A 22231-nucleotide genomic window follows, 5' to 3' on the forward strand; every position below is an offset into this window, starting at 1 on the left:
TTCAATCCAGTCCGTCAAATAAAGTATTCAGAGATTCAGAGTATGTGGGATGGGAGAAAATAAATGTTGCTAAATCTTTGGCAGGAATCTTTCCTTTCATCGCCATTTGAATGATTGAAGCTATCTCACCACCTTCGCTGCCAATAATTGCAGCACCTAAAATTAAACCTGAATCTTTATCTACAATCGCCTTCCACAAACCTTGAGTTTCTGCAGATTCCAGACCGCGGGTGATTCGTTTCCCAGCTATTTTTACAACCGAAAAATTTAGTTTTTTATCTTTGGCTTCCTTTTCAGACAGGCCTACTCTGCCAACCTGCGGATCTGTAAAGACTGTGTATGGAATAATTCTTCCCTCTGTAGAACCTTCTTTTTCATCTACAATATTATCGCTTACGATAACATAATCGTTGTATGCAATATGCGTGAACTGCGGACCACCTTTGATGTCTCCCAGCGCGTAGACACCGTCAACATTGGTTTCCAGTTTAGAATTTACCTTAATGTATTCTTTATCGTCGGTTTTGATCCCTGCCTTTTCCAAATGCAGACTGTCAGCGTTGGATTTTCTTCCGGTCACAATTAAAAGATGCGTCCCTTCGATCCGATGCTGTTTCTTTTCTTTGGTAAAATTTAAGGTAATTTTATTATCCTTCTCCTCTACTTTTTCAATTTCTGCATTCAGGTGGAATTTCAATCCTTCTTCTTCTAATATTTTCTGGAGATCGTTCGCAACATCCGGATCCTCATTAGACATGATCTGACAGGCTTTTTCCACAATTGTTACTTCACTACCGAACCGGCTGTACATTTGACCCAGTTCCAGACCGATGTAGCCGCTTCCAATCACGATTAACTTTTTGGGAATCTCGGTCAGTTCGAGTATTCTGTTGAATTGTACCATTTTACATCATCAAGTCCGTCGGTTTTTAGACGTGCAGGTCTGCATCCGGCGTTAATGAAAATGTAAGGTGCTGTAAATTCTAGAGTTTCCCCGTTTTCTTTTTGAACAGAAATTGTTTTTTCTCCACTGAATGATGCTGTTCCAAATATCAACTCAAGGTTTTCGGCTTCACTTAGATTTTTCTTCACCCCTTTTCTCGAATCTTCTACAATTTTGTTTTTCCTATCCTGAGTAATTTCAAAATCTATCAACTCCGGAGCCGAAATCCCATGTTTCCCGGAAGTTTTTATCCTGTGCATGACTTTGGCCGAAGCTATCAGTGTTTTACTTGGCGTACAACCGACGTTTACGCAGACGCCGCCAAGCATATCTTCAGATTTTTCGATAAGCACAGTTTTCCAGCCGGCACCGGATAATTTTAAAGCGAGTGGATTTCCTGCCTGTCCGGAACCGATAATGATGGCGTCTTTTTTTATCATTTTATAATTTTAAGGGTGGACGTTTATTTATCGGTTTCAATTTTTATTCCTTTATTAATATGTTGATAAAATTTTGAGTAAATACTGATGATAAGATTTGGAAAAACTTTTATTAATAGTACGAAATTACCACTTAACATTACTCATTAAAATTTAAACAATCAAATTTAGATAATCACTCAAAAATTCTGATCTGAAACAAAGATCCTGTAACAATTCCCAAAAATCTGCGTCTAACCCAATATTAGAAAAACATCCATGAAAAAAACACTTATTACCCTCTCATTTTTAGGAAGTATTTTTGCATTCGCACAGGAAAAACCGACTGAAGCTCCCAAAGAAAAACAAATTGATGGCGTAACCATCACGAAAACCAAAAAGGCAATCGAGCAGAAAGCCGACCGTACGATTTTTGATTTTTCTGAACAGGCACACCTCAACAACGGTTCTGTAATGGAAGGCGTGAAAAAACTCCCAGGTCTTGTAGCCTCTGAAATGGTGGGAATGATGTATCAGGGAAAACCACTCGAAGTCTACATGGACGGCCGCCCTCTGAATATTTCAAGCAACGAACTTACTGCTTTTCTTGAAGGAATGCCTGCCAATTCTGTGGACAGAATCGAGGTAATCACTCAGCCTGGCGCGGAATTTCCGGCTACTTCGGGAGGTGCGATTATGAATATTATCACCAGCAAATCTGCGAAAAATTATCTCACTGCCGTTTACAACGGAGGTTACCGTTTTTCAAATTATGACAAATACAGAAGCAGATTTAATAATTCTATTTCATTAAATTCGAGAAATAAATGGTTTGGATGGCAGGTAAATTTAGGACAGTATTACCGTGAAAGCCTTTCTGATTCTCAGTTTGATCTTTTAACAAAGAACCATTCCAGCTCTGTGGGAAGAACATATTATGTAAATTCCGCATTTACTTTTGAGCTTGGGAAAGACAGATTACTGGTAAACTATGACGTGAGCCACAACAACAATAATTCTGATATTACAACAGATATTTTCCTGAACGGCAGAAGCACAACAGATTACCTGAGTAACTCTGAAGGTCTGAGACAGGAAGTTTCGGCAACATATCAGAAAAAATTTGATGATAAAAACAAAAAGCTTGATTTCAAATTTACTTTCAACGACAGCGATTCTGAATTCAGCCAAAAAAACGCTGCCAATTTATCGTTTTTCGATCTTGAAAATTCATCAAAATTCAACCTTTATAATTTTAAAGTAGATTATTCCCAACCATTGAAGATTTTAAATGAAGGGAAAATGAGCTTTGGTGCACTTTACGATCAGCAGGATTTTCAGGCTTTGAACAGAAGTACCGTAAATCTTGATTACTCAAGACAGACACTTGCCGGATATTTGGAATTTCAGGCTACATTGAAAAAATTTGATTTCATTGCCGGAGCAAGAGCCGAAAACTACGATATTTCAGGAATTACGAGAGCTTTAGACAATACGGGAACTTTAGTACAGAAAGATTTGATTCCGTTTAAAAAGTTTAAAGTATTTCCGAATGCGAGTATTCAGTACAATTTGATGAAGCAGCTTTTTGCTAATTTAAACTATAATAAAAAAATCACGTTACCTAGTATTTCTGTCTTAAACCCAAACAACACGACTTTGGGAACAAGCGTTGTAACATCAAGCGGAAACCCAAATCTTCAGCCTACGATTTATGACAATGCAGAATTTAAAATCAGTGCTTTTGATTATGCATTCATCAGCTACAACACAAGTTGGGTGAAAGACCAGATTGTGCAGAGAATCACCAGAAACAATAACCTCATCAGCAATGAACAGGTGCAGGTGAACAGGTTGAGAACGCATAATTTTAATTTCGGTTTGCCGATTCCGTTTATGTTGTTTAATACGCCTTTCAGTGAGCTGATGAAGTTTAATGTAAATCCTGATAAAATGAATTTGCTTTATCTTTATGCAGGATACCAACTTCAGGAATTGCCGGATATCAAAACCAAAGGTTTTTGGGTGTACAGCATTATGGGACAGTTTATTCTTCCGAAAGATATTAGATTGCAGGCAAATTACAATATTTTAACTCCAAAAGGTAATTATTTCTATTTTGAAATCGACAAACCTTTGAACAATGCTTTAGACATCACGGTTTCAAAGAAATTTATGAGTGACCGGCTGAATCTTTCACTTTATGCGAGAGATATTTTTAATCAGAACAAAAGTGTGCTCCTCGCCCGTTCAGTCGGTGGAACCGTTTTTACTTCAAACAAATTTGACAGCCGCAGCTTCGGAGTTTCAGTAAATTATAAAATCCCGACCAAAAACAAGTTGGCAAAAGAGGATCCGAATATGATCAAATCTACCAACCAGGGCGAAAGCAATGGTGGAATTTTGCAGCAGGGACAGTAAATATGAGTGATGAGTGATGAGTGATGAGTGATGAGTGATGAGCAAAATTATTCAACACACTTATATTAACTTATTAAAAAAACGGTTTTGCAATACAAAACCGTTTTTCTTTTTAATATCAATTTACTATTAAACTTATTCGTCACAAGCCCGCCAAATCGCATCATTCTGCGGAACAGGAGCAATTATTTCTACCTCTTCTTTTGTAACAGGGTGAATAAAGTTTAGTTTCCTTGCATGAAGATTAATTCCACCATCTGGATTTGAACGTGGCGCTCCATACTTTAAATCACCTTTTATCGGAACTCCCGTTTTTGATAATTGTGCCCGGATTTGATGATGTCTTCCTGTTTCCAAATCGATTTCCAGCAGAAGATAATTATCTAAAGTTTTGATGACGTTGTAAGTAAGAATCGATTCCTTAGCTCCTTCGGTAGCTTTTGGGAAAACAATGGCTTTATTATTTTTTTCGTTTTTCTGTAGATAATGAACCAACCTTTGGCTTTGCGGAATCATCTCTTTAGCCACAACAGCCCAATAAGTCTTCTTTACCTCTCGGTTTTTGACCATTTGAGTCAATCTTGACAAAGCTTTGGAAGTTTTAGCATAAATAACCAATCCCGAAGTCGGCCTGTCGATACGGTGAACCAAACCCAAAAAAACATTTCCGGGTTTGTTGTCTCTTTTTTTGATAAAATCTTTGATCAATTCCAATAAAGACAAATCACCTGTTTTATCACCCTGCACAAGCTGTCCCACTTTTTTATTGATGACTAAAAGATGGTTGTCCTCATAAACAATCTGCTCTTCCATAAACTATCTTCCCTGATATGACCTGTTTGAAAAACTGATGATAATTCCTGCCAACAAACCTATTGTTTTGATATAATTGAAAGAGGAATCATAAGGCAAAAATGCACCAATAATACATAATCCTGCAGCAGCATACATCGGGTAAACAAAATTTCTGTTACCTACAGAAGGAGCCTGCAGAATGAAACTGATTCCTACCAAAACGTAGAAAAGTCTTTTGGAAAGAAAATCATTAATATCTTGCGGAAAAATATGAAACCAACCTACTACAAGGCAAAGTAAAGCGACAATAGACAAGACTCCCTGAGCTGTCTGAAGATTATTTCCTCTCATTAATAACTTTCATTTTGATTAGGAAAATCAGCCGACTTCACATCTTTGACATATTGTGAAACCGCACCGGTAATTTCAGTATATAAATCTAAATATCTTCTCAAAAATTTCGGAGAGAAACCTTTATTCATACCAACCATATCGTGATACACCAAAACCTGTCCATCGCAATAAGGACCAGCTCCAATTCCGATCGTTGGAATTGATATACTTTCCGTCACCCTTTTAGCCAAATCTGCAGGGATTTTTTCTAAAACCACACCGAAACAGCCTAATTCCTCAAGCAATTTTGCATCACTAATCAGTTTTTCAGCTTCAGCTTCTTCTTTAGCTCGTACTTTATAGGTTCCGAACTGATAAATCGACTGAGGAGTCAATCCCAAATGCCCCATAATAGGAATTCCGGCATTGATGATTTTCTTGATTGATTTTGAAATTTCTTTTCCACCTTCAATTTTGATAGCATGAGCACCACCTTCTTTCATCATTCGTACGGCAGATTCCAAAGCCAGATCGGGATTACTCTGATAGGTTCCGAACGGTAAATCGGCAATTACCAAAGCTCTCTCTACTCCTCTCACCACACTCTGAGTATGATAAATCATGTGATCCAAAGTAATTGGAAGGGTGGTTTCAAAACCCGCCATCACATTTGCTGCCGAGTCGCCGATAAGGACGGTATCTACTCCACCGGCATCAACCATTTTTGCAGTGGTAAAATCGTAAGCGGTAAGCATGGTGATTTTCTCTTTGTCGAATTTCATTTTTCGCAAAGTTTCGGTCGTAACTCTCTTAATTTCAGAATGTACAGACATAATATGTTTCGGATTTAATGTTTAAGGTTTAAAGTTTAGCAGTCAACTTAAATAAATAAAAGTTCCAGAATCTGGAACTTTAAGCTTTAATTGTAAGATTTACAGAACGACATGTCCTAATTTCATGAGTTTGTCGTGATTGAGAATTTTGATATTCCTGCCGTCCACTTCGATGAGCTGATCACCTTTAAATTCAGAAATCAGTCTGATAGCACTTTCGGTTGCTGTACCAATGATATTGGCAATTTCTTCTCTTGTCAAGGAAATTTTGATGAAACCTTCAGGATCTGTTCCTAATTTCTGTTCCAGCAAAATTAAAATCTCCGCAAGTCTCTCTCTGACAGTTTTCTGTGCTAAAAAAGTAATGGTATTTGAAGATTCTCCCAATTCGTAAGAAATTTTCTGAAGCATCACGAAAGAAAGCTGAGAGTCAACCTCCAAAAGATGCATGAAAATATCTGAAGGAAGAAAAGTACATTCGATATCGGTCATTGCTTCTGCTTTTGCCTGAAAATTTTCACCGCAAAGAAGAGCACGGTAACCGATGAGGTCACCTTCTTTTATAAATCTTAAAATCTGATCTTTACCGAAAGCTCCGGATTTTGATAATTTTGCGGCACCACTTTCGATGACGTAAATACCTTTAGGAATTTCTCCGTCCTCAAAAATGATATCGTGTTTTTGAAATGTAAATTTCTTTTTGGCATTGAAATATTTTTCGTAATCTTTCTCTGAAAGCCTTTCTTTAAAAGACTGATCATTAAAAACTTTAGCAAATCTTTCTTCAATGACAACTTGTTGTTCCTGCGACATTCTAATATGACATTTATCACAAAAATAGAACTTTTTAAATCGATAAACAAAAAAAAATGTTATAATTTTGTAAGCCAATAATTTATGAAGGTGAGCGAGAACTGTTTTCATTGTGGTCAGGAGATAGAAAAAGAGCGTATTTTATTTGATGAAAAGCTCTTTTGCTGTGCAGGATGTAAGTCTGTTTTTGAAATTCTGAACACCAACAATCTCGGTAATTTTTACGAACTCAACAAAAAAGCAGGGATCAGACCTGATGAAAATTCATCACAATTCGATTACCTCGACACCCCTGAAATTTTTGACCGTGTTGCCGATTTTTCTGAAGGAAACACCAGTCTTGTCACTTTCAGAATTCCTGTTATTCACTGCTCATCTTGCATTTGGCTTCTGGAAAGTCTGCATACCCTCAACAAAGACATTCATTATTCTCAGGTCAATTTTACAAGAAAGACCCTGCAGGTTTCATTCAACCATAACGAATTAAAATTAAGTGATTTAGCTAAATTTTTAACGAATCTTGGATATAAACCCGCCATCAATCTCGAAACTGCCGAGAAAAATGAAGATCATTTAGATAAATCTTTACTGGTAAAACTGGCCATCGCAGGTTTCGCCTTCGGAAACGGAATGTTTTTAGCCTTCCCCGAGTACATCGGTGGTGAAGATTACTGGATGGATCATTACAAGGGATTATTCAGATTTCTGATGTTTCTGCTTTCCGTTCCTGTTGTATTTTATTCAGCTTCAGACTATTACAAATCCGCATGGTATGGTTTAAAAAATAAAATCGTCAATATCGATGTTCCGATTGTGCTGGGAATTTTTGTATTGTTCGGACGAAGTATCTACGAAGTGGCAACCGATTACGGACCTGGATATTTTGACACCCTGTGCGGACTTTTATTCTTCATGCTTTTAGGGAAAATCTTCCAGAAAAGAACCTACAGCTCTCTTTCTTACGACAGAGATTACAAATCTTTCTATCCGATTGCTGTTACCAAAGTTGATTTTCATGGAAAACAGGAAAATATTTTACTTTCTGAAATTAAAATCGGCGACAGAATTTTAGTTAGAAATCATGAAATTATTCCTGTTGATGCCATCTTAATCAGCGGAAACGGAAATATCGACAACAGCTTTATCACTGGAGAAAGTGAAAGCATCAGCAAAAAAGCGGGCGACAAAATTTTTGCCGGAGGAAAACAAATCGGTTCTTCCCTTGAGCTTGAAGTGATTAAAAACGTCGATCAAAGTTACCTTACCCAACTTTGGAACAAAGAAGCCTTCAAAAAACACGAAACCGGACTTGATACTTTAATCAACAACATCAGTAAATATTTCACTTTCATTATTTTAGGAATTGCACTGGTGGCCGGAATTTATTGGTATTTCATTGATTTGGAAACCATGTTTCAGGTGATTTCAGCGGTTTTAATTATTGCCTGTCCTTGTGCCTTAGCCTTGTCTTCTCCGTTTACTTTTGGCCATATCATGAGAATTTTAGGCAGAAATAAATTCTATGTAAAAGACACATTAACGATTGAGAAAATTGCGAAAGTCAACACTTTGGTTTTTGATAAAACAGGAACCATAACGCACAGAAAAAAATCCAACATCAGATACGAAGGCTCTGAAATTCAGGAATTTGATCTGCTGAACATTAAAAGTTTGCTTAAAAATTCAAATCACCCGCTGTCGAAATCACTATATGAATTCTTAGACATCAAAGATGATTATTTTCCGGTAGACAATTTTGAAGAAATTTCAGGTAAGGGTTACGAAGCAAGTGTAAGAAGCAATGTTTACAAAATTGGTTCTGCAAAATACAATAATCAAGAATCTAAAAATCTTGAAACCGCAGTTTACATCAGCAGGAACGATCAGTTCATCGGAAAATTTATTTTTAAAAATGAATACCGTGAAAACCTTAAAAATCTCTTTAGAAAACTTACCAGTTATAAGATTTTTATTCTGAGCGGAGACAATTCTTCCGAGGAAAATCAGCTTCAGGAAATCATCCCGAATTACAGTTCGATGGCCTTCAATCAAAATCCGGAAGACAAACTCAATTACATTAAAAATCTTCAGGATCAGGGCTTGAAAGTAATCATGTTGGGCGACGGATTAAACGATGCCGGAGCTTTAAAACAAAGCAACGTCGGAATTGCGATTTCTGACGACAGTAACAGCTTTACACCCTCTTCCGATGTGATTATGAACGGTGAAAAAGTTTCACAGTTAGACAATTATTTACAAGTCTGCAAAGGTTCAATTATGATTGTAAAACTCACCTTCCTGATCAGCTTTCTGTATAATGTCGTGGGTCTTACCTTTGCCGTAACCGGAAATATGAGTCCGCTTTTTGCGGCTTTGATTATGCCGGCGAGTTCGATCACCGTAATTTCGTTTACCACAATTTCAACTTGGATTTTGGGACGGAAATATTTCCGTAAACAAGCTTAAAAAGCCTTATTTAGATTGGTTTTAAATTAGAGAAAGCCCGTATTTCGTGATAATTCTCATTATTTTTCCTTAATTTTGAACCCCGAAAAAGGGTTAATTTTGTAGCAAATGGATATTCTGTATTTAATGATCCTTTGCAGTGTTTCTTTAGCTGCAGTTTTTCTGGTAGTTTTTATCATCTATGCCAGAAAAGGACAGTTTGAAGATGACGAATCGCCCGCTGTAAGAATTCTTTTTGACTCTGGTGAAATCAAGGATAAAAAGAAAACACAGGACGAAGAAAAAGAGAAAGAGGAGATTAAAAATAAATTTGAAGATAAAAGTGAATAGTTAATATGGAGACACAAAAGTTTAGTTATGACAACAATATTGTCCGTGCATTCCTTTACGCTACCATAATTTTTGGAATTATTGGTTTTACGTTTGGATTAACGGCAGCATTGATGCTTTTCTATCCTGAGCTTCCTGAGTTTTTGTTTGGTACTGATGATACAACCATCAACAGTCTGGCGTCAGGAAATATTCAGGGTTTAATGAATACGCAGGGCGCATTTGGTTTTGGAAGAATCAGAATGCTGCACACCACCACGGTGATCTTTGCCTTTGTCTGTAACATTGTTTACGTAGGGGTTTATTACTCTACACAGAGATTATTAAAGACAAGAATGTACAGCGATACGCTATCATGGATTCATTTCTGGACATGGCAGCTGATGATTGTAGCAGCTTTTATCACATTCTTTATGGGGATCAACACTTCAAAAGAATATGCTGAACACGAGTGGCCAATTGACATTCTTACAGGAGTTTCATGGCTGATCTTTGGGATCAACATGATAATGACCATTAAAAAAAGGAGAGTACGTCACCTTTATGTAGCAATTTGGTTCTATCTGGGAACATGGATTGCTGTTCTTATGCTTCACATCTTCAATAATCTTGAGGTTCCTTTATCTTTTTCAGGATGGAAATCCTACTCTGCTTACGCAGGGGTAAAAGATGCTATCGTACAATGGTGGTATGGTCACAATGCCGTTGCATTTATCCTTACAACTCCTGTACTTGGTTTGATGTACTATTTCTTACCAAAAGCAGCAGACAGACCGGTATTCTCGTATAAACTTTCAATTATTCACTTCTGGTCACTGATCTTCGTATACATCTGGGCTGGTCCTCACCACCTTCAGTATACAGCATTACCGGCTTGGGCACAGGCAGTGGGAACTGGTTTCTCAATCATGCTAATCGCACCATCTTGGGGAGGAATGCTGAACGGGCTTCTTACATTAAGAGGTGCCTGGGATAAAGTAAGAGAAAATCCAATCTTGAAATTCTTCGTAGTGGCAGTTACCTGTTATGGTATGGCGACTTTCGAAGGACCTTTACTGGCAACAAAAAATATCAACAAAATCGGTCACTTTACCGACTGGGTAATTGGTCACGTTCACTTAGGTGCATTAGGATGGAATGGTTTCATGGCATTCGGTGTAATCTACTATTTGGTACCAATTCTATGGAGAACTAAAATGTACTCAGTAAAACTAGCCAACTGGCATTTCTGGTTGGGTACTTTAGGTATTATTTTCTATGCTGTACCAATGTATATCGCAGGATTTACGCAAGGTTTGATGTGGAAGCAATTTAATCCGGACGGAACGTTATTGTGGAAAAACTGGTTAGATACCGTTACTGCAATTATCCCTTACTACAAATTAAGATTTTTAGGAGGTTTATTCTATCTATCAGGAGGCTTACTTATGGTTGTGAATGTTTACATGACAGTAAGAAAAGGATCATTCCAGAAAGAAGTTCCTGCAGAAGCTCCGGCTTTGGCCAATATCAGCAACAAAAGAAAAGAAGGAGAAGGTTTCCACCTTTGGTTGGAAAGAATGCCGATGTTACTTACAGTATTGTCATTGGTTACCATTTCAATCGGAAGTATGATCGAAATTATTCCTACTTTATCACTTAAGAAAAGTGTACCTACAATTTCTGCAGTGAAACCATATTCACCACTGGAACTTGAAGGTAGAGATTTATATATCCGTGAAGGCTGTAACGCCTGTCACTCTCAGATGGTAAGACCATTCCGAGATGAGATTGTAAGATTTAACGGTAAAAACGGACAGTACTCTAAAGCTGGGGAATTTGTTTACGACAGACCTTTCCTCTGGGGATCAAAAAGAACCGGACCGGATTTGCACAGAGAAGGTGGTAAAAACCCGAGCTCATGGCATTACAAACACATGTACAACCCAAGATCTACATCAGCAGGTTCTATCATGCCGCGTTACCCATGGTTGATTTCAAACAATTTAGACAGATCTAAAATGGTTGATAAAATCAGATTTATGAAAGGTACTTATGACGTTCCTTACACAAAAGCTCAGATTGACTCTGCAGATAAATGGGCAGATAATCAAGCAGCAAAAATTGTAAGCGATATCTTTGTAGAAGCTCCGGATTTGAAGGATGCCTATGCAAAAAGACCTAAAGGTGAGCTTGAGAAAAAAGAAATCATTGCTTTAATTTCTTACTTACAGAGATTGGGTACTGATATCAAAACGACAGAAGTAAAAACAGCAAGTAATAACTAAACATTAAAATTAAAGATGATTCCTCAGAATTTTAAAGACATCTTATCCAACACGGACAACGTGGGGCTTTACCAGACATTGGCTTTGATCCTTTTTATTCTGTTTTTTGTATCTCTGATTATTTACGTTTTCAGTAAACCTAAAAAATACTACAGAGAAGAAGAGCATGCACCGCTTGAGGATGACGAAGATGATTTTAATCTAAAAAATTAAACAATTTATTATGAAACAAAGAACGCCAGTTTTTGTAAATATTGCTATAATAATCGGCCTGCTTATTATTTTCTATTATCTGTTCGTTCAGAGTTATGCTTTCTTCAAGTCGCCGTATTTCTGGGGTACTGTAGTGATCGGATCGATCATGGCTTATATTCACAGTGCACTTGGTGATTTGGTAGAGAACAATAAGTTTAAAAAACTTTCAGACGAAGAAAAGGCGGCTTACCTTGCTGAGAAAAAAGTTCCTTATTTCCAGAGATTATATGCTGCAGCATTCAAAAAGCAGTCTGACACTCAGGAAAAAGATATATTGATTGACCATGGTTTTGACGGAATTATGGAGCTGGACAATCAGTTACCTAAATGGTGGGTAGGTTTATTCTGGTTTGGAACGGCATTTATGGTGCTTTACATTTCAGCATATGCATTCACTGACTTCGCAAGCCCATTGAAAGAATATGAAGTTGAATACAGAGAGCAGGAAGCAAGCGTGGCTAAATTTTTAGCAGATCAGCCACCGGTGACGATCGAAAGTGCAGAATTTTCTGAAGATAACATTGCAGCAGGTGAAGAAGTTTTCAAAACCAACTGTGTATCTTGTCACTCAGAAGGTGGTAAAGGAGGTATCGGACCAAACTTAACAGATAACTTCTGGCACAACCAGCCTGAAAAGACTTTGTTTAAAAACGTATTCCACATTGTAGAAAACGGTGTTACCGGAACTGCAATGCAGGCATGGGGTAAAAACGGTGTCCTTACAGGAAACGATATTCAGAACGTTGCAGCTTACGTATACTCTATTAACCAAATGAAGAAGCCAATTACTCCGGCAGAAGGTGGTGCACCTCCTTACGGTGATGAAGCTAAATGGGAAAAGAAATAGAAGTAGAAACTAACTGAAAAATATACAATGAAACATAATTTGTTATTAATTTAAAATCTTAAATCAAATAGCAAATTATGTTTTTCTTTTTTTAAATACAAAGCAAATGTCAGACACAGAAGATATAGACGTACGCGGCGGGCAGGGGCAGGTAGTTGATCCCGAAACTTACAGAGATTCCATTGGAACAATGGAACAGTCTGGTAAGAGAAAATGGGTCTTTCCCAGAAAACCAAAAGGAAAATATACCAATTACAGAAATATCGTCAGCTATCTTTTACTGGTGATCTATTTTGCAGTTCCGTTTATCAAAATCAATGGAAATCCTTTTCTGCTTTTTAATGTCATCGACAGAGAATTCTACATTGTTGGACAGCCATTCTTTCCTCAGGATTTTTTCATCCTTACGCTTGGCGCTATAGTTTCACTTATTTTCATCATCATTTTTACGATTGCATTCGGAAGAATTTTCTGCGGGTGGATTTGCCCTCAGACAATTTTTATGGAATCGGTTTTCCGTAAAATTGAGTATTGGATTGAAGGAGACAGAAACAAGCAGATGAAACTCGACAGGCAGGAGTGGAACAGCGAAAAAATAATGAAGCGAAGCCTAAAGTGGTCGGTTTACGTTATTATTTCTCTTATTATCACCCACATCATGTTTATGTACATTGTGGGATATGAAGAAGTTTTAGACATCGTCTCGCAGGGACCATTTGCCAATCTTACCAATTTTTTAGTGATGATTCTCTTCACAGCAGCCTTTTACTTTGTTTTTGCATGGTTCAGAGAGCAGGTTTGTACATTGGTTTGTCCTTACGGAAGATTGCAGGGAGTTTTAATAGATAAAGATACCATCAACGTTTTCTATGATTTTAAAAGAGGTGAAAACCGTTCTTCATGGAGAAAAGGTGAAGACAGAAAAGCGGCAGGAAAAGGCGACTGTATCGACTGTCATCAGTGCGTTGTCGTTTGTCCGACCGGAATCGACATCCGTGACGGGCAGCAGCTGGAATGTGTAAACTGTACAGCCTGCATCGACGCCTGCGACGAGGTCATGGAAAAAGTGGGGCTTCCAAAAGGTCTCATCCGTTATGCTTCAGAAAACGAAATCGAAAACAATACGGAATTCAAATTTACAGGAAGGATGAAAGGTTTAGCTGTAGTTTTGGTACTTTTGGTAGGGTTCTTAGGTTTTCTTTTATACAACCGCGGTGAGATGGAAGCAAAATTTATCAAGCCTGCAGGAAGCACTTACTTTGTAAGAGACGGCAAAATCAGCAATACGTATAACTATACTTTCCTCAACAAAACAAATGATAAAAAGATTGTTACCATTAAAGTAATTGATCCTGCGCATGCCGAAGTAAACTTCAGTGTGACGCAGAAAATTACAGTTGAAAGAGACAAAATTTCAAAAGGTACCATCAGCATCAGTTTCCCCGAAAATGATATGAAACTTTCAAAACAGAACATCACCATCGGTGTTTATGATATGAAAGGAAATTTAATTGATTCTTATCAGACTTATTTCGAGGGACCATTTAAATTACAGTTTTAAAAAATTAACAATGAAAAATCTTAGTTGGGGACACGGCGTAATGCTCGCACTTCTCGCATTTATAATATTCATACTTTCCATGCTCTTCTTATTTCCAAACGGACAGCAAAATTCCGAAATGGTTTCAGACAACTACTACGAAGAAGAACTGCTGTATCAGCAGGTGATTGATGCCAAAGGAAGAGCAGACAAACTCGTCAACAAGCCGGTTTACAGCCAAAACTCAAGTGGAATTACGATCAAATTTCCTGCAGACTACAACAACGGAAATGCAAGAATAAAATATGTTCTGAACAGAACCGACGATAAAAATCTTGACGTAAAAAAAGATGCGGTTCTGGATGAGAACAAATCATTTACAATTCCTGCGAATCTGATGAAATTCGGAAGTTACACCCTGCGTCTTACATGGGTGAAAAATAACACAGAATACAGAATAGATTACGATGTAGCATGGAAATAGCATTAATCATATCGGCTTTGGGACTCGGCTTTGCGTCGGGCTTTCACTGCCTCGGTATGTGCGGCCCTATTGCCCTGTCGATGGGACTTACAAGAAAACAGGCAACCAACTATTATCTCCAGAATCTTACTTATCAATTCGGGAGAATATTCACCTATTCACTTTTGGGAGCATTTTTAGGAATCATCGGTCAGGGATTTGAATTTGCCGGATTCCAAAAATATCTCACAATTGGAGTTGGAATTTTGCTGATTATCATGGCACTGTTTTCTTTTGGTGGAAAAGATTTTGCCTCAAAAGTTCCATTTTTCTCTAAATTTCTATATAAAGTTAAATACAACTTAGGAAAGCTTCTCCAAAAAGCAGATTACAGATCAAGATTTACGACCGGCTTACTTAACGGACTTTTACCTTGCGGAATGGTTTACATGGCCCTCACAGCAAGTCTTGCCAGCGGAGGGATCTGGCAGAGTGCAACCTTTATGGCAATTTTTGGATTGGGTACACTTCCATTTATGTTCACCGTAGTTTTGGTTGGAAATTTAATGAATCAGAGTTTCAGAATTAAAGTTTTAAAACTGATTCCTATTGTAATGATTGTTTTGGGCGGTTTATTTATCTTAAGAGGTTTGGAACTCGGAATTCCTTATATCTCTCCAAATTCAGCAGCAATGAAAGTCTCTCCAGAGCATGACGTGAACTGTCACAATACAGATCCCAACCATAAGCATAATCCGGAGACCTGTCATTAAACTTTAAAATTGTTGACAAGTTTTTCTGATGTGACCTAAAATTACTAAGTCATTTCCAAAACAGGTTTACTATCTCTTTTGAGATGATGAACCATAAGACATGACAAACTTTATGGATTGAAAAATTAAGAATTTATACAAACAAAAATGCCGTTTCAGTTTTTCCGAAACGGCATTTTTTAGTTTAAATGACTTAGTAGAATTTCTTAAAAACCAGCGTTGCATTATGCCCGCCAAAACCAAAGGCATTGCTTAAAGCAAAATTAATATCTTTCTCCTTCGCTTCCCCGAAAACAATATTTACATCTGTCGGAATATTTTCATCGATTTTATGAAGATTAATCGTTGGCGGAATAATTCCTTTCTCAATTGCTTTTATAGTAAGAATTGCTTCTGCAGCCCCTGCCGCTCCCAGCAAGTGACCGGTCATTGATTTTGTTGCGCTGATATCTAAATTTTTACTTCCTTTAAACAGTTTGCTGATGCCTTTCAGTTCCACCAAATCTCCCATCGGAGTAGATGTCGCGTGAGGATTCAGGTAATCAATATCTTCAACATTGGCTCCTGCTTCATTTAATGCCAACTGCATCGCTTTTATGGCTCCTACTCCATCCGGATGTGGTGCAGTCATATGATACGCATCGGCTGTCATTGCAGCTCCTGCTAATTCTGCATAAATTTTCGCGCCTCTCGCTTTGGCATGCTCATATTCTTCCAAAACCAAAGCTCCGGCACCTTCTCCCATCACAAAACCATCGCGGTCTGCGTCATACGGTCGGCTTGCAGTGGCGAAATCATCATTTCTGGTAGACATTGCTTTCATAATCGAAAAACCACCTACCGATGCAGGCGTAATCGCTGCTTCTGATCCACCGCTGATGATCACTTTTGCTTTTCCCAAACGGATGTAGTTGAAAGCATCCATAATTGCAGTATTTCCTGTCGCACATGCTGAAATAGTTGTGTAATTAATTCCCTGAAGCCCAAATTTCATTGAAATCATTCCCGAAGCCATATTGGCAATAAATTTCGGAACAAAAAACGGATTGAAGCGTGGCGTTCCGTCGCCTTTTGTAAATTCCATTACTTCACTTTCGAAAGTCCACATTCCGCCCTGTCCGGTCCCCCAGATGACGCCGGTGTCAAAAGGATCCATTGTATCCAGTTCCAAACCAGAATCTTTAATGGCTTCCGCTGACGAATACATGGCGTATTGTGAAAAAAGATCGCTTCTTTTTATTTCGTTGTGATTCAAATAAACTTTAGGATCAAAGTTTTTCACTTCACAGGCAAAGTTGAGTTTAAATTTTTCGGTATCGAAGTGAGTGATTCTGTTGGCTCCGCTCACGCCGTTGATGCTGTTTTGCCAGAATTCTTCTACATTATTTCCCAATGGCGTCACGGCGCCCAATCCTGTAATGACAACTCTTTTCATATATTGAATAGTAAATTTTAATGTTTCAAAAATATCAGTTTTATTTTAAATTGATATTTAGCCTAAGCTTGTTTTTCAGCTATTAATTTTAAATAAATTAGAAGTTCCTCTTGCAATCAATCTTGTTTTGTCGGCATTCCAGACTTCGCATTCTGCGTTGACAAACTGTTTTCCACGTTTGATGATTTTCGTTTCGGCCACAATCTTTTCATTCAGTTTTGCCGTTGAAAAATAATCGATGCTGTTGTTGATGGTGACGATAAAATTATTTTCATTCAAAGAAAACATTGTAGCTCCGATGATGTCGTCAATGATTGCCGCAGTAATTCCACCGTGCATATTTCCCATTGGATTCAGCCACTCTTCTCTCACGGTGTACTGAAATTCAATCCTGCCTTCTTCCGCAGAAACAACCATTGGATTCAGCCATTTCATAAAAGGAGACGGCGAATCTGTAAATTCTTTTCCTGTAAATGATTGTAATGCCTTTAATTTATCCATATTTAATTTTTATGAAGGATTCTCTTTGATTTCTTTGTCGGTGAGTTCAAGAATTTTATCTAAAGCGAGCTTCAAATGTTTTTCATTTCCTGTGGTTTTAGACAACAAAATTCCGCCTTCGAGCAGGATAATGAAAAGTGATGCATAATCATCCGGATTGATTTCTATTCGAAACTCGCCGCTTTCCTGTCCGGTTGTGATGATATCGGAAATAGTTTTTATCCAAACCTCAAATGATCGTTTTACCTGATTTTTCAGTTCCGGAAAAGTATCATCAGATTCTGTTGCAGCATTCATTAAAGGACATCCGCCACTTTGAAAAACAAATTTCCAGTTTTTCCTGTAGAAGGAAACGAACGCGTAAAGCTTATCAGTCATCGTTGGAAATTCATCGCTGAATGATCTTGAAAGATTTTTTCTAAGCACACCGGAATTGTATTTATAAACCTCAATCGCAACCTCATTTTTATTTTCAAAATTACCGTAAATGCTGCCTTTGGTTAAACCTGTAGCTTCGGTAATATCTGACAGAGACGTAGAGAAATACCCTTTAGTATTAAATAAAGTAGCTGTTTTCTCGATGATAAACTGTCGGGTTTTCTCTGCTTTTGACATGATTTAAATCAAATTCTGGAGCAAAGATAGTGAAAAAATATACCGATTGGTATATTTTATTTTTGTGAAATGGAAAAATACGCTTTATACCTTTAACTCTTTTATTCAAGCCTCCAATTACTCAGGACTAATGTGATAATCACATCATTCCACATCTCAAAATTCATTAGTTTTGGTTTTATTGGGATTATAGTGGTGCTCAACCAATCTTTTTGACCAACAACGTACATCATTGCATCATAATTCAAACTTTTGTTAAAAGGATTTTTGATCTCCAATATCATTTGCTGGTGCTCTCGTCCTTCGAAATCCTGATAAAAACTAATTTCTATTGTTTTTGCAGGATTTCTATTGTTTTTAACAACCTTCATTGACGTAAACTTAGTCCCGTCGTCTTCTGTCTCAACAAAAAGTTTTTCACCTGGATATATCTGCAGAACTCCCTCCTGAACAAAATACTTTGATTTCTTTACATCTTGCTGATAAAAATGGACAGAATCAACAGGTAGTTTTAATGTAAATTCATCCCGAAACTCATTATCGATCTGTGCAAAAAATAACATTGGAAAAAAAATTATAAAAAATACAAAGAAGTTAATTTTCATGTTATTGGTTATTCAGTTTTGGTGGTAACAAAGATAGCACTCCAACGGAATGCTATCAATTATTGTTATAATTTTTCTAAATTAATCGCTTCTTGTGAGCAAATATTTGGTCAAATATCAATTTGCTAAAGTCGCAGTCAAACTGATCTCAAAACTAAAAGCCTGACTTACAGGGCAACCTTCTTCTGCGATTTTTGCATATTTCTGAAAATCTTCTTCCGAAATTCCCGGCACTTTTGCTGTTAAAGTCAATTCAGATTTTGTGATTTTTCCTGCTGCAGGATCCAGAGTGATCACTGATTTTGTAGTCAGCTCGTCTGGTGTAAAACCTGCCTGCGTTAATTCTGCACTGAGCTTCATCGTGAAACATCCTGCGTGAGCGGCTGCCAGTAATTCTTCAGGGTTGGTTCCCACACCTTCCTCAAAACGGCTTCCGAAAGAATATTGAGTTTGGTTTAAAGTGGTGCTTTGTGTCGTGATGTGACCTTTTCCTTCTTTTACGGTACCGTTCCAAACGGCTGTTGCGTTTCGTTTCATATTAAAATATTTGATGTTTAAATTTCACATAAAGATACAAAATTGAAACCATGAATTTGGCATTGACTTTAAAAGTAAAAAAAGTTTTTTGAAAATCTTTTTCTATAAATGAATATGATTTTTAACCACAATGAACACGAAAGATTTCACAAGGCACACAAGGCATAGTGGCCTTAGTGAAAAATCTTTGTGCTCTTAGTGGTAAAAATTAGTACCTCTATATAATTAAAAAAGCAGGTAATCAGAAATTACCCGCTTTCATTTTTATATTTAGATCAATTAGAAGCTTACATCAAGACCTACATAAATATTTGCTTTCATGATGGGTGCGTAAACCATTCCTCCGTCAAAATAATTACCGAAAGGATTTCTGAAATCTACAATCGCATTTTTCTGGTGATAGGAAGTCAGATTTTCTCCGCCCAGATACGCCCGTATTCTTTTATTGAAATTTCTGGAAATCTGCGCATTTAAAATCGCATAAGATTCTGAAAATCGACGAATCTGAAACTCGGCTGGATTGGATGATGTATCCGGAAGTCTTTGTTTACCAACCAGGTTCAGCGTTGTATCAAAACTCCAGAAACCTTCATTTTTATTTTTGTTGGTGGCGTACGCAAGATTTACAAAACCTCTGTGCTTCGCCATAAACGGAACCTGTCTCCTTCCGTCAAGGTAATCTGCCTGAACGTCGTAATATTTGTAAGCCAGTCTCACATCAAAATTTTTGAAAGGCGTAAAATCCCACTGCGTCTGGAATGAATTGGCGAAAGATTTTCCATTTAAATTATAGAAAACCAGTTGCTGAGGCGAGCGATCCAAATCTACCAAAACCTGATCCTGGAAATCTGTTCTGAAAAAATCAGCAACGATCGTCGATTTTTTACCGAAAAGTTTGAATTCCTGCTGAAGGCTTGCTCCGTAATTCCATGCGATTTCAGGTTTTAAACCATAAATATTTCCGCCATTCTGGATGATCTGAACATTTCTGTTGGAAGCAAAATACTGTTGGTTTTCCGCAAAAACGGAAGCTGTTCTGAAACCTCGTCCTGCCGATAATCGCAAAATCGTTTTTGGAGTAAAATCATATTTAAAATTCAATCTCGGTGTGAACTGCGTTCCTGCCAGATTGTGAAAATCAACGCGAGCTCCGGTAACCAAAGTATATTTTGCACCTGTCAATGTATATTCGGCGAAAGCTCCGGGTACAATTTCGTTTCTTTTAAAATCATCGGTCAGATAATTTTCTTTGTAACCATCGTACATAAAACTTGCACCAACTTTGTACTTGTGATTGGTATTTCCGATAATGCTTTCAAAGATTAAGTTTGAATAATAAGTCTGTTGCTGCCCGGAATAATTTCTAAGACCAAAAAAACTGTCCTGCTGGTGGTAAACATATTGGTTCATCCATCCTAAGCTTTGGTAAGGTTTTCCTTTAAAAACATAACCTGTCTTATTCCAAACCTGAAATCTTGAGATGTCTATTCCTACTCCGTAAAGTGCCTGTTGATTTTGCGGAAGTTTCTTATCAAAACCGATTTGTCCTGCAGTTCTTTCGTCTTTCACAAAATTAATTCCGAAGTGTGAACCGAATCCCGAATGCTCTAAATCATTGAAATTCAACAAATAAGCTGCATTAATCTGCGTTCCTTTCGGACGATCCAGAAATGTATCTTCATTCATATCGGTATCTCCAAAAGTTCCGTTCCCGTGAAGAAGAAAAGTCTGTGTCCAGTGATCATTGATAGGTTCTACATGCGTGATATTTGCTTCTGCTCTTCCGTTAAAATCAGCAAAAAGATTTAACGCCGTTTCCGATTTTTCAGAATGCTTGATGAGTTCTGTATTGATTTGTCCTGTAATGCTTTCATAGCCGTTCGTAACAGTACTTCCACCTTTGGTCAGTTGAATACTTTCAATCCACCTTCCCGGAATAAGATTTAATCCGTAAGCTGACGCAATTCCGCGAATTTCAGGTAATAATTCTTTGGTTAAACTGGTATATTTTTGATCTAAACCCAGCATTTTAAGCTGTTTAGTCCCAGTGACAGCATTGCTAAAAGATACATCAACAGTAGCATTGGTTTCAAAACTTTCGGATAGATTACAACAAGCCGCCTTCAAAAGTTCTTTGGAATCGATATTAAAAACCAAACCAGCCTCCTTTTTACTTAAAGAAGTTGCTGCTTTTGTCGCTGTAACGGTAACGCCGGCAATACTTTTTTCATTGTGAGCGTGATCATCGTGATCTCCGTTTCCTGCTTCTGTGTGCTCACTTTTCTTTTCGTCTTCATCTGAATGCACTTTTGGATTGGCTTCACCGAAAGGAATTTCACGATCGTAAAGACAACAAGACGGCAATTTACTGTACACTGCGTCTGTCGTTTTGTACTTTTCATTATCATGTCCAACTTCTGCAATTTTCATTAAAATTTTATCTGCAGAAGTCTTTTTATCATCAAACTGAAGCTGAACAGTTTGCTTTTCAGCATTCCATTCTGCAGAATCTGCGCCTGCATCTTTTGCTGCTTTTTCAATTCTCGCCTTACAAGATCCGCAGTTTCCTTTTACGAAAAATTCATTTTCACCCTTAGAATGATCGTGATCTTCTGCCGATACAGAAGGTGACTGTGAATCTCTCTGGTAATGACAGCAACCCGGTAGATTTTTGTAGGAATCATCGGTGGCTTTGTATTTCTCATTATCATGACCGGCTTCTGCGATTTTAAGCAAAATTTGATCTGGTGAAACATTTTCTTTGGTTTCAAAAGTCAACGTCTGAGAGTCGATTGAGTAAACCGCACTTTTTGCACCCGCTTTTCTGGCTGTAGACTCAATTCTTTCTTTGCACATTTCGCAGTTTCCTTTGACCTTAAACTGGTTTTTGGAAAGATTCTGAGCGGATAGAAAAGTTGTAAATAGTATGAATGCGCCAAGAATAATCTTGGTAATATATAATTTCATTTTGTTTAAAATTTTGAATAATTGAATTAATGTAATTGATTAGAATGGCACAGCATAACATTCATTGGTAAAT

Annotated in this window: 21 protein-coding genes; 9 read left to right on the top strand and 12 right to left on the bottom strand. The window is 37.5% G+C overall.

The features are described from left to right. Position 1: 1 nt before the first annotated feature. Both NG809_RS08425 and NG809_RS08430 read right to left on the bottom strand, forming a co-directional pair. The gene (locus tag NG809_RS08425; protein ID WP_262149734.1) at positions 2-904 is read right to left on the bottom strand and encodes an FAD-dependent oxidoreductase; all 903 of its coding nucleotides are present in this window, start codon (positions 902-904) and stop codon (positions 2-4) included. Next, positions 874-1383: an FAD-dependent oxidoreductase gene (locus tag NG809_RS08430; RefSeq protein WP_262149736.1), complete on the bottom strand. Its 510-nt coding sequence runs from the start codon at positions 1381-1383 to the stop codon at positions 874-876. The genes NG809_RS08425 and NG809_RS08430 overlap by 31 nt, the downstream gene beginning before the upstream one ends. A 258-nt stretch (positions 1384-1641) precedes the next feature. Between NG809_RS08430 and NG809_RS08435 the strand changes: the two genes are divergently transcribed. After that, the gene (locus NG809_RS08435) at positions 1642-3783 is read left to right on the top strand and encodes an outer membrane beta-barrel family protein (RefSeq protein ID WP_262149739.1); all 2142 of its coding nucleotides are present in this window, start codon (positions 1642-1644) and stop codon (positions 3781-3783) included. 135 nt (positions 3784-3918) lie between these two features. Here NG809_RS08435 and NG809_RS08440 read toward each other — a convergent pair whose 3' ends face one another. The 4 genes from NG809_RS08440 to NG809_RS08455 all read right to left on the bottom strand — a co-directional run bounded on the left by NG809_RS08440 (position 3919) and on the right by NG809_RS08455 (position 6557). Then, positions 3919-4596 (bottom strand): RluA family pseudouridine synthase, encoded by a 678-nt coding sequence (locus NG809_RS08440; RefSeq protein ID WP_262149741.1) that lies wholly within the window; start codon positions 4594-4596, stop codon positions 3919-3921. A gap of 3 nt (positions 4597-4599) precedes the next feature. Beyond that, positions 4600-4929 (bottom strand): hypothetical protein, encoded by a 330-nt coding sequence (locus NG809_RS08445; RefSeq protein ID WP_262149743.1) that lies wholly within the window; start codon positions 4927-4929, stop codon positions 4600-4602. Then, entirely contained in the window at positions 4929-5744 is an 816-nt protein-coding gene (gene panB / locus NG809_RS08450; RefSeq protein ID WP_262149745.1) for a 3-methyl-2-oxobutanoate hydroxymethyltransferase, read from the bottom strand. Before panB ends, NG809_RS08445 begins: the two co-directional genes overlap by 1 nt. 99 nt (positions 5745-5843) lie before the next feature. Then, entirely contained in the window at positions 5844-6557 is a 714-nt protein-coding gene (locus NG809_RS08455; protein WP_262149747.1) for a Crp/Fnr family transcriptional regulator, read from the bottom strand. A 90-nt stretch (positions 6558-6647) separates the two neighbouring features. Here NG809_RS08455 and NG809_RS08460 point away from each other — a divergent pair, with 90 nt between their 5' ends. The 8 genes from NG809_RS08460 (at position 6648) to NG809_RS08495 (ending at position 15498) form a co-directional block, all read left to right on the top strand. Beyond that, entirely contained in the window at positions 6648-9023 is a 2376-nt protein-coding gene (locus NG809_RS08460) for a heavy metal translocating P-type ATPase (RefSeq protein WP_262152564.1), read from the top strand. A gap of 108 nt (positions 9024-9131) precedes the next feature. Next, positions 9132-9353 carry a cbb3-type cytochrome oxidase assembly protein CcoS gene (gene ccoS, locus NG809_RS08465; protein WP_262149748.1) on the top strand — a complete coding sequence of 74 codons (222 nt, stop codon included), beginning with the start codon at positions 9132-9134 and terminating at the stop codon, positions 9351-9353. Positions 9354-9358: 5 nt separating this feature from the next. Beyond that, on the top strand, positions 9359-11620 hold the full coding sequence (ccoN, locus tag NG809_RS08470) for a cytochrome-c oxidase, cbb3-type subunit I (RefSeq protein WP_262149750.1): 2262 nt from the start codon (positions 9359-9361) through the stop codon (positions 11618-11620). A gap of 15 nt (positions 11621-11635) precedes the next feature. After that, positions 11636-11833 carry a cbb3-type cytochrome oxidase subunit 3 gene (locus NG809_RS08475; protein ID WP_262149752.1) on the top strand — a complete coding sequence of 66 codons (198 nt, stop codon included), beginning with the start codon at positions 11636-11638 and terminating at the stop codon, positions 11831-11833. Positions 11834-11843: 10 nt separating this feature from the next. Continuing rightward, positions 11844-12722, top strand: coding sequence for a c-type cytochrome (locus NG809_RS08480; protein WP_262149755.1), 879 nt, complete (start codon positions 11844-11846; stop codon positions 12720-12722). A gap of 106 nt (positions 12723-12828) precedes the next feature. Then, complete coding sequence (gene ccoG, locus NG809_RS08485) at positions 12829-14283, top strand: cytochrome c oxidase accessory protein CcoG (protein ID WP_262149756.1); 1455 nt, start codon at positions 12829-12831, stop codon at positions 14281-14283. A gap of 10 nt (positions 14284-14293) precedes the next feature. Continuing rightward, positions 14294-14746 (top strand): FixH family protein, encoded by a 453-nt coding sequence (locus tag NG809_RS08490; RefSeq protein WP_262149758.1) that lies wholly within the window; start codon positions 14294-14296, stop codon positions 14744-14746. Next, on the top strand, positions 14737-15498 hold the full coding sequence (locus NG809_RS08495) for a sulfite exporter TauE/SafE family protein (RefSeq protein WP_262149760.1): 762 nt from the start codon (positions 14737-14739) through the stop codon (positions 15496-15498). Before NG809_RS08490 ends, NG809_RS08495 begins: the two co-directional genes overlap by 10 nt. A 193-nt stretch (positions 15499-15691) precedes the next feature. Here the strand turns inward: NG809_RS08495 and fabF are convergent, their stop codons facing one another. The 6 genes from fabF to NG809_RS08525 all read right to left on the bottom strand — a co-directional run bounded on the left by fabF (position 15692) and on the right by NG809_RS08525 (position 22158). After that, positions 15692-16933 carry a beta-ketoacyl-ACP synthase II gene (gene fabF, locus NG809_RS08500; protein ID WP_262149762.1) on the bottom strand — a complete coding sequence of 414 codons (1242 nt, stop codon included), beginning with the start codon at positions 16931-16933 and terminating at the stop codon, positions 15692-15694. Positions 16934-17008: 75 nt separating this feature from the next. After that, entirely contained in the window at positions 17009-17434 is a 426-nt protein-coding gene (locus NG809_RS08505; RefSeq protein ID WP_262149764.1) for a PaaI family thioesterase, read from the bottom strand. A 9-nt stretch (positions 17435-17443) separates the two neighbouring features. After that, positions 17444-18049, bottom strand: a complete 606-nt coding sequence (locus NG809_RS08510; protein ID WP_262149766.1) for a TetR/AcrR family transcriptional regulator — start codon at positions 18047-18049, stop codon at positions 17444-17446. 101 nt (positions 18050-18150) lie between these two features. After that, entirely contained in the window at positions 18151-18612 is a 462-nt protein-coding gene (locus NG809_RS08515; protein ID WP_262149767.1) for a hypothetical protein, read from the bottom strand. Between the two features lie 159 nt (positions 18613-18771). Next, complete coding sequence (locus NG809_RS08520; RefSeq protein ID WP_262149769.1) at positions 18772-19191, bottom strand: OsmC family protein; 420 nt, start codon at positions 19189-19191, stop codon at positions 18772-18774. Positions 19192-19470: 279 nt separating this feature from the next. After that, positions 19471-22158 (bottom strand): TonB-dependent receptor domain-containing protein, encoded by a 2688-nt coding sequence (locus NG809_RS08525; RefSeq protein WP_262149771.1) that lies wholly within the window; start codon positions 22156-22158, stop codon positions 19471-19473. Between the last annotated feature and the right edge of the window lie 73 nt (positions 22159-22231).

The organism is Chryseobacterium foetidum (genome assembly GCF_025457425.1).
In the GTDB taxonomy this organism is placed as follows: domain Bacteria; phylum Bacteroidota; class Bacteroidia; order Flavobacteriales; family Weeksellaceae; genus Chryseobacterium; species Chryseobacterium foetidum.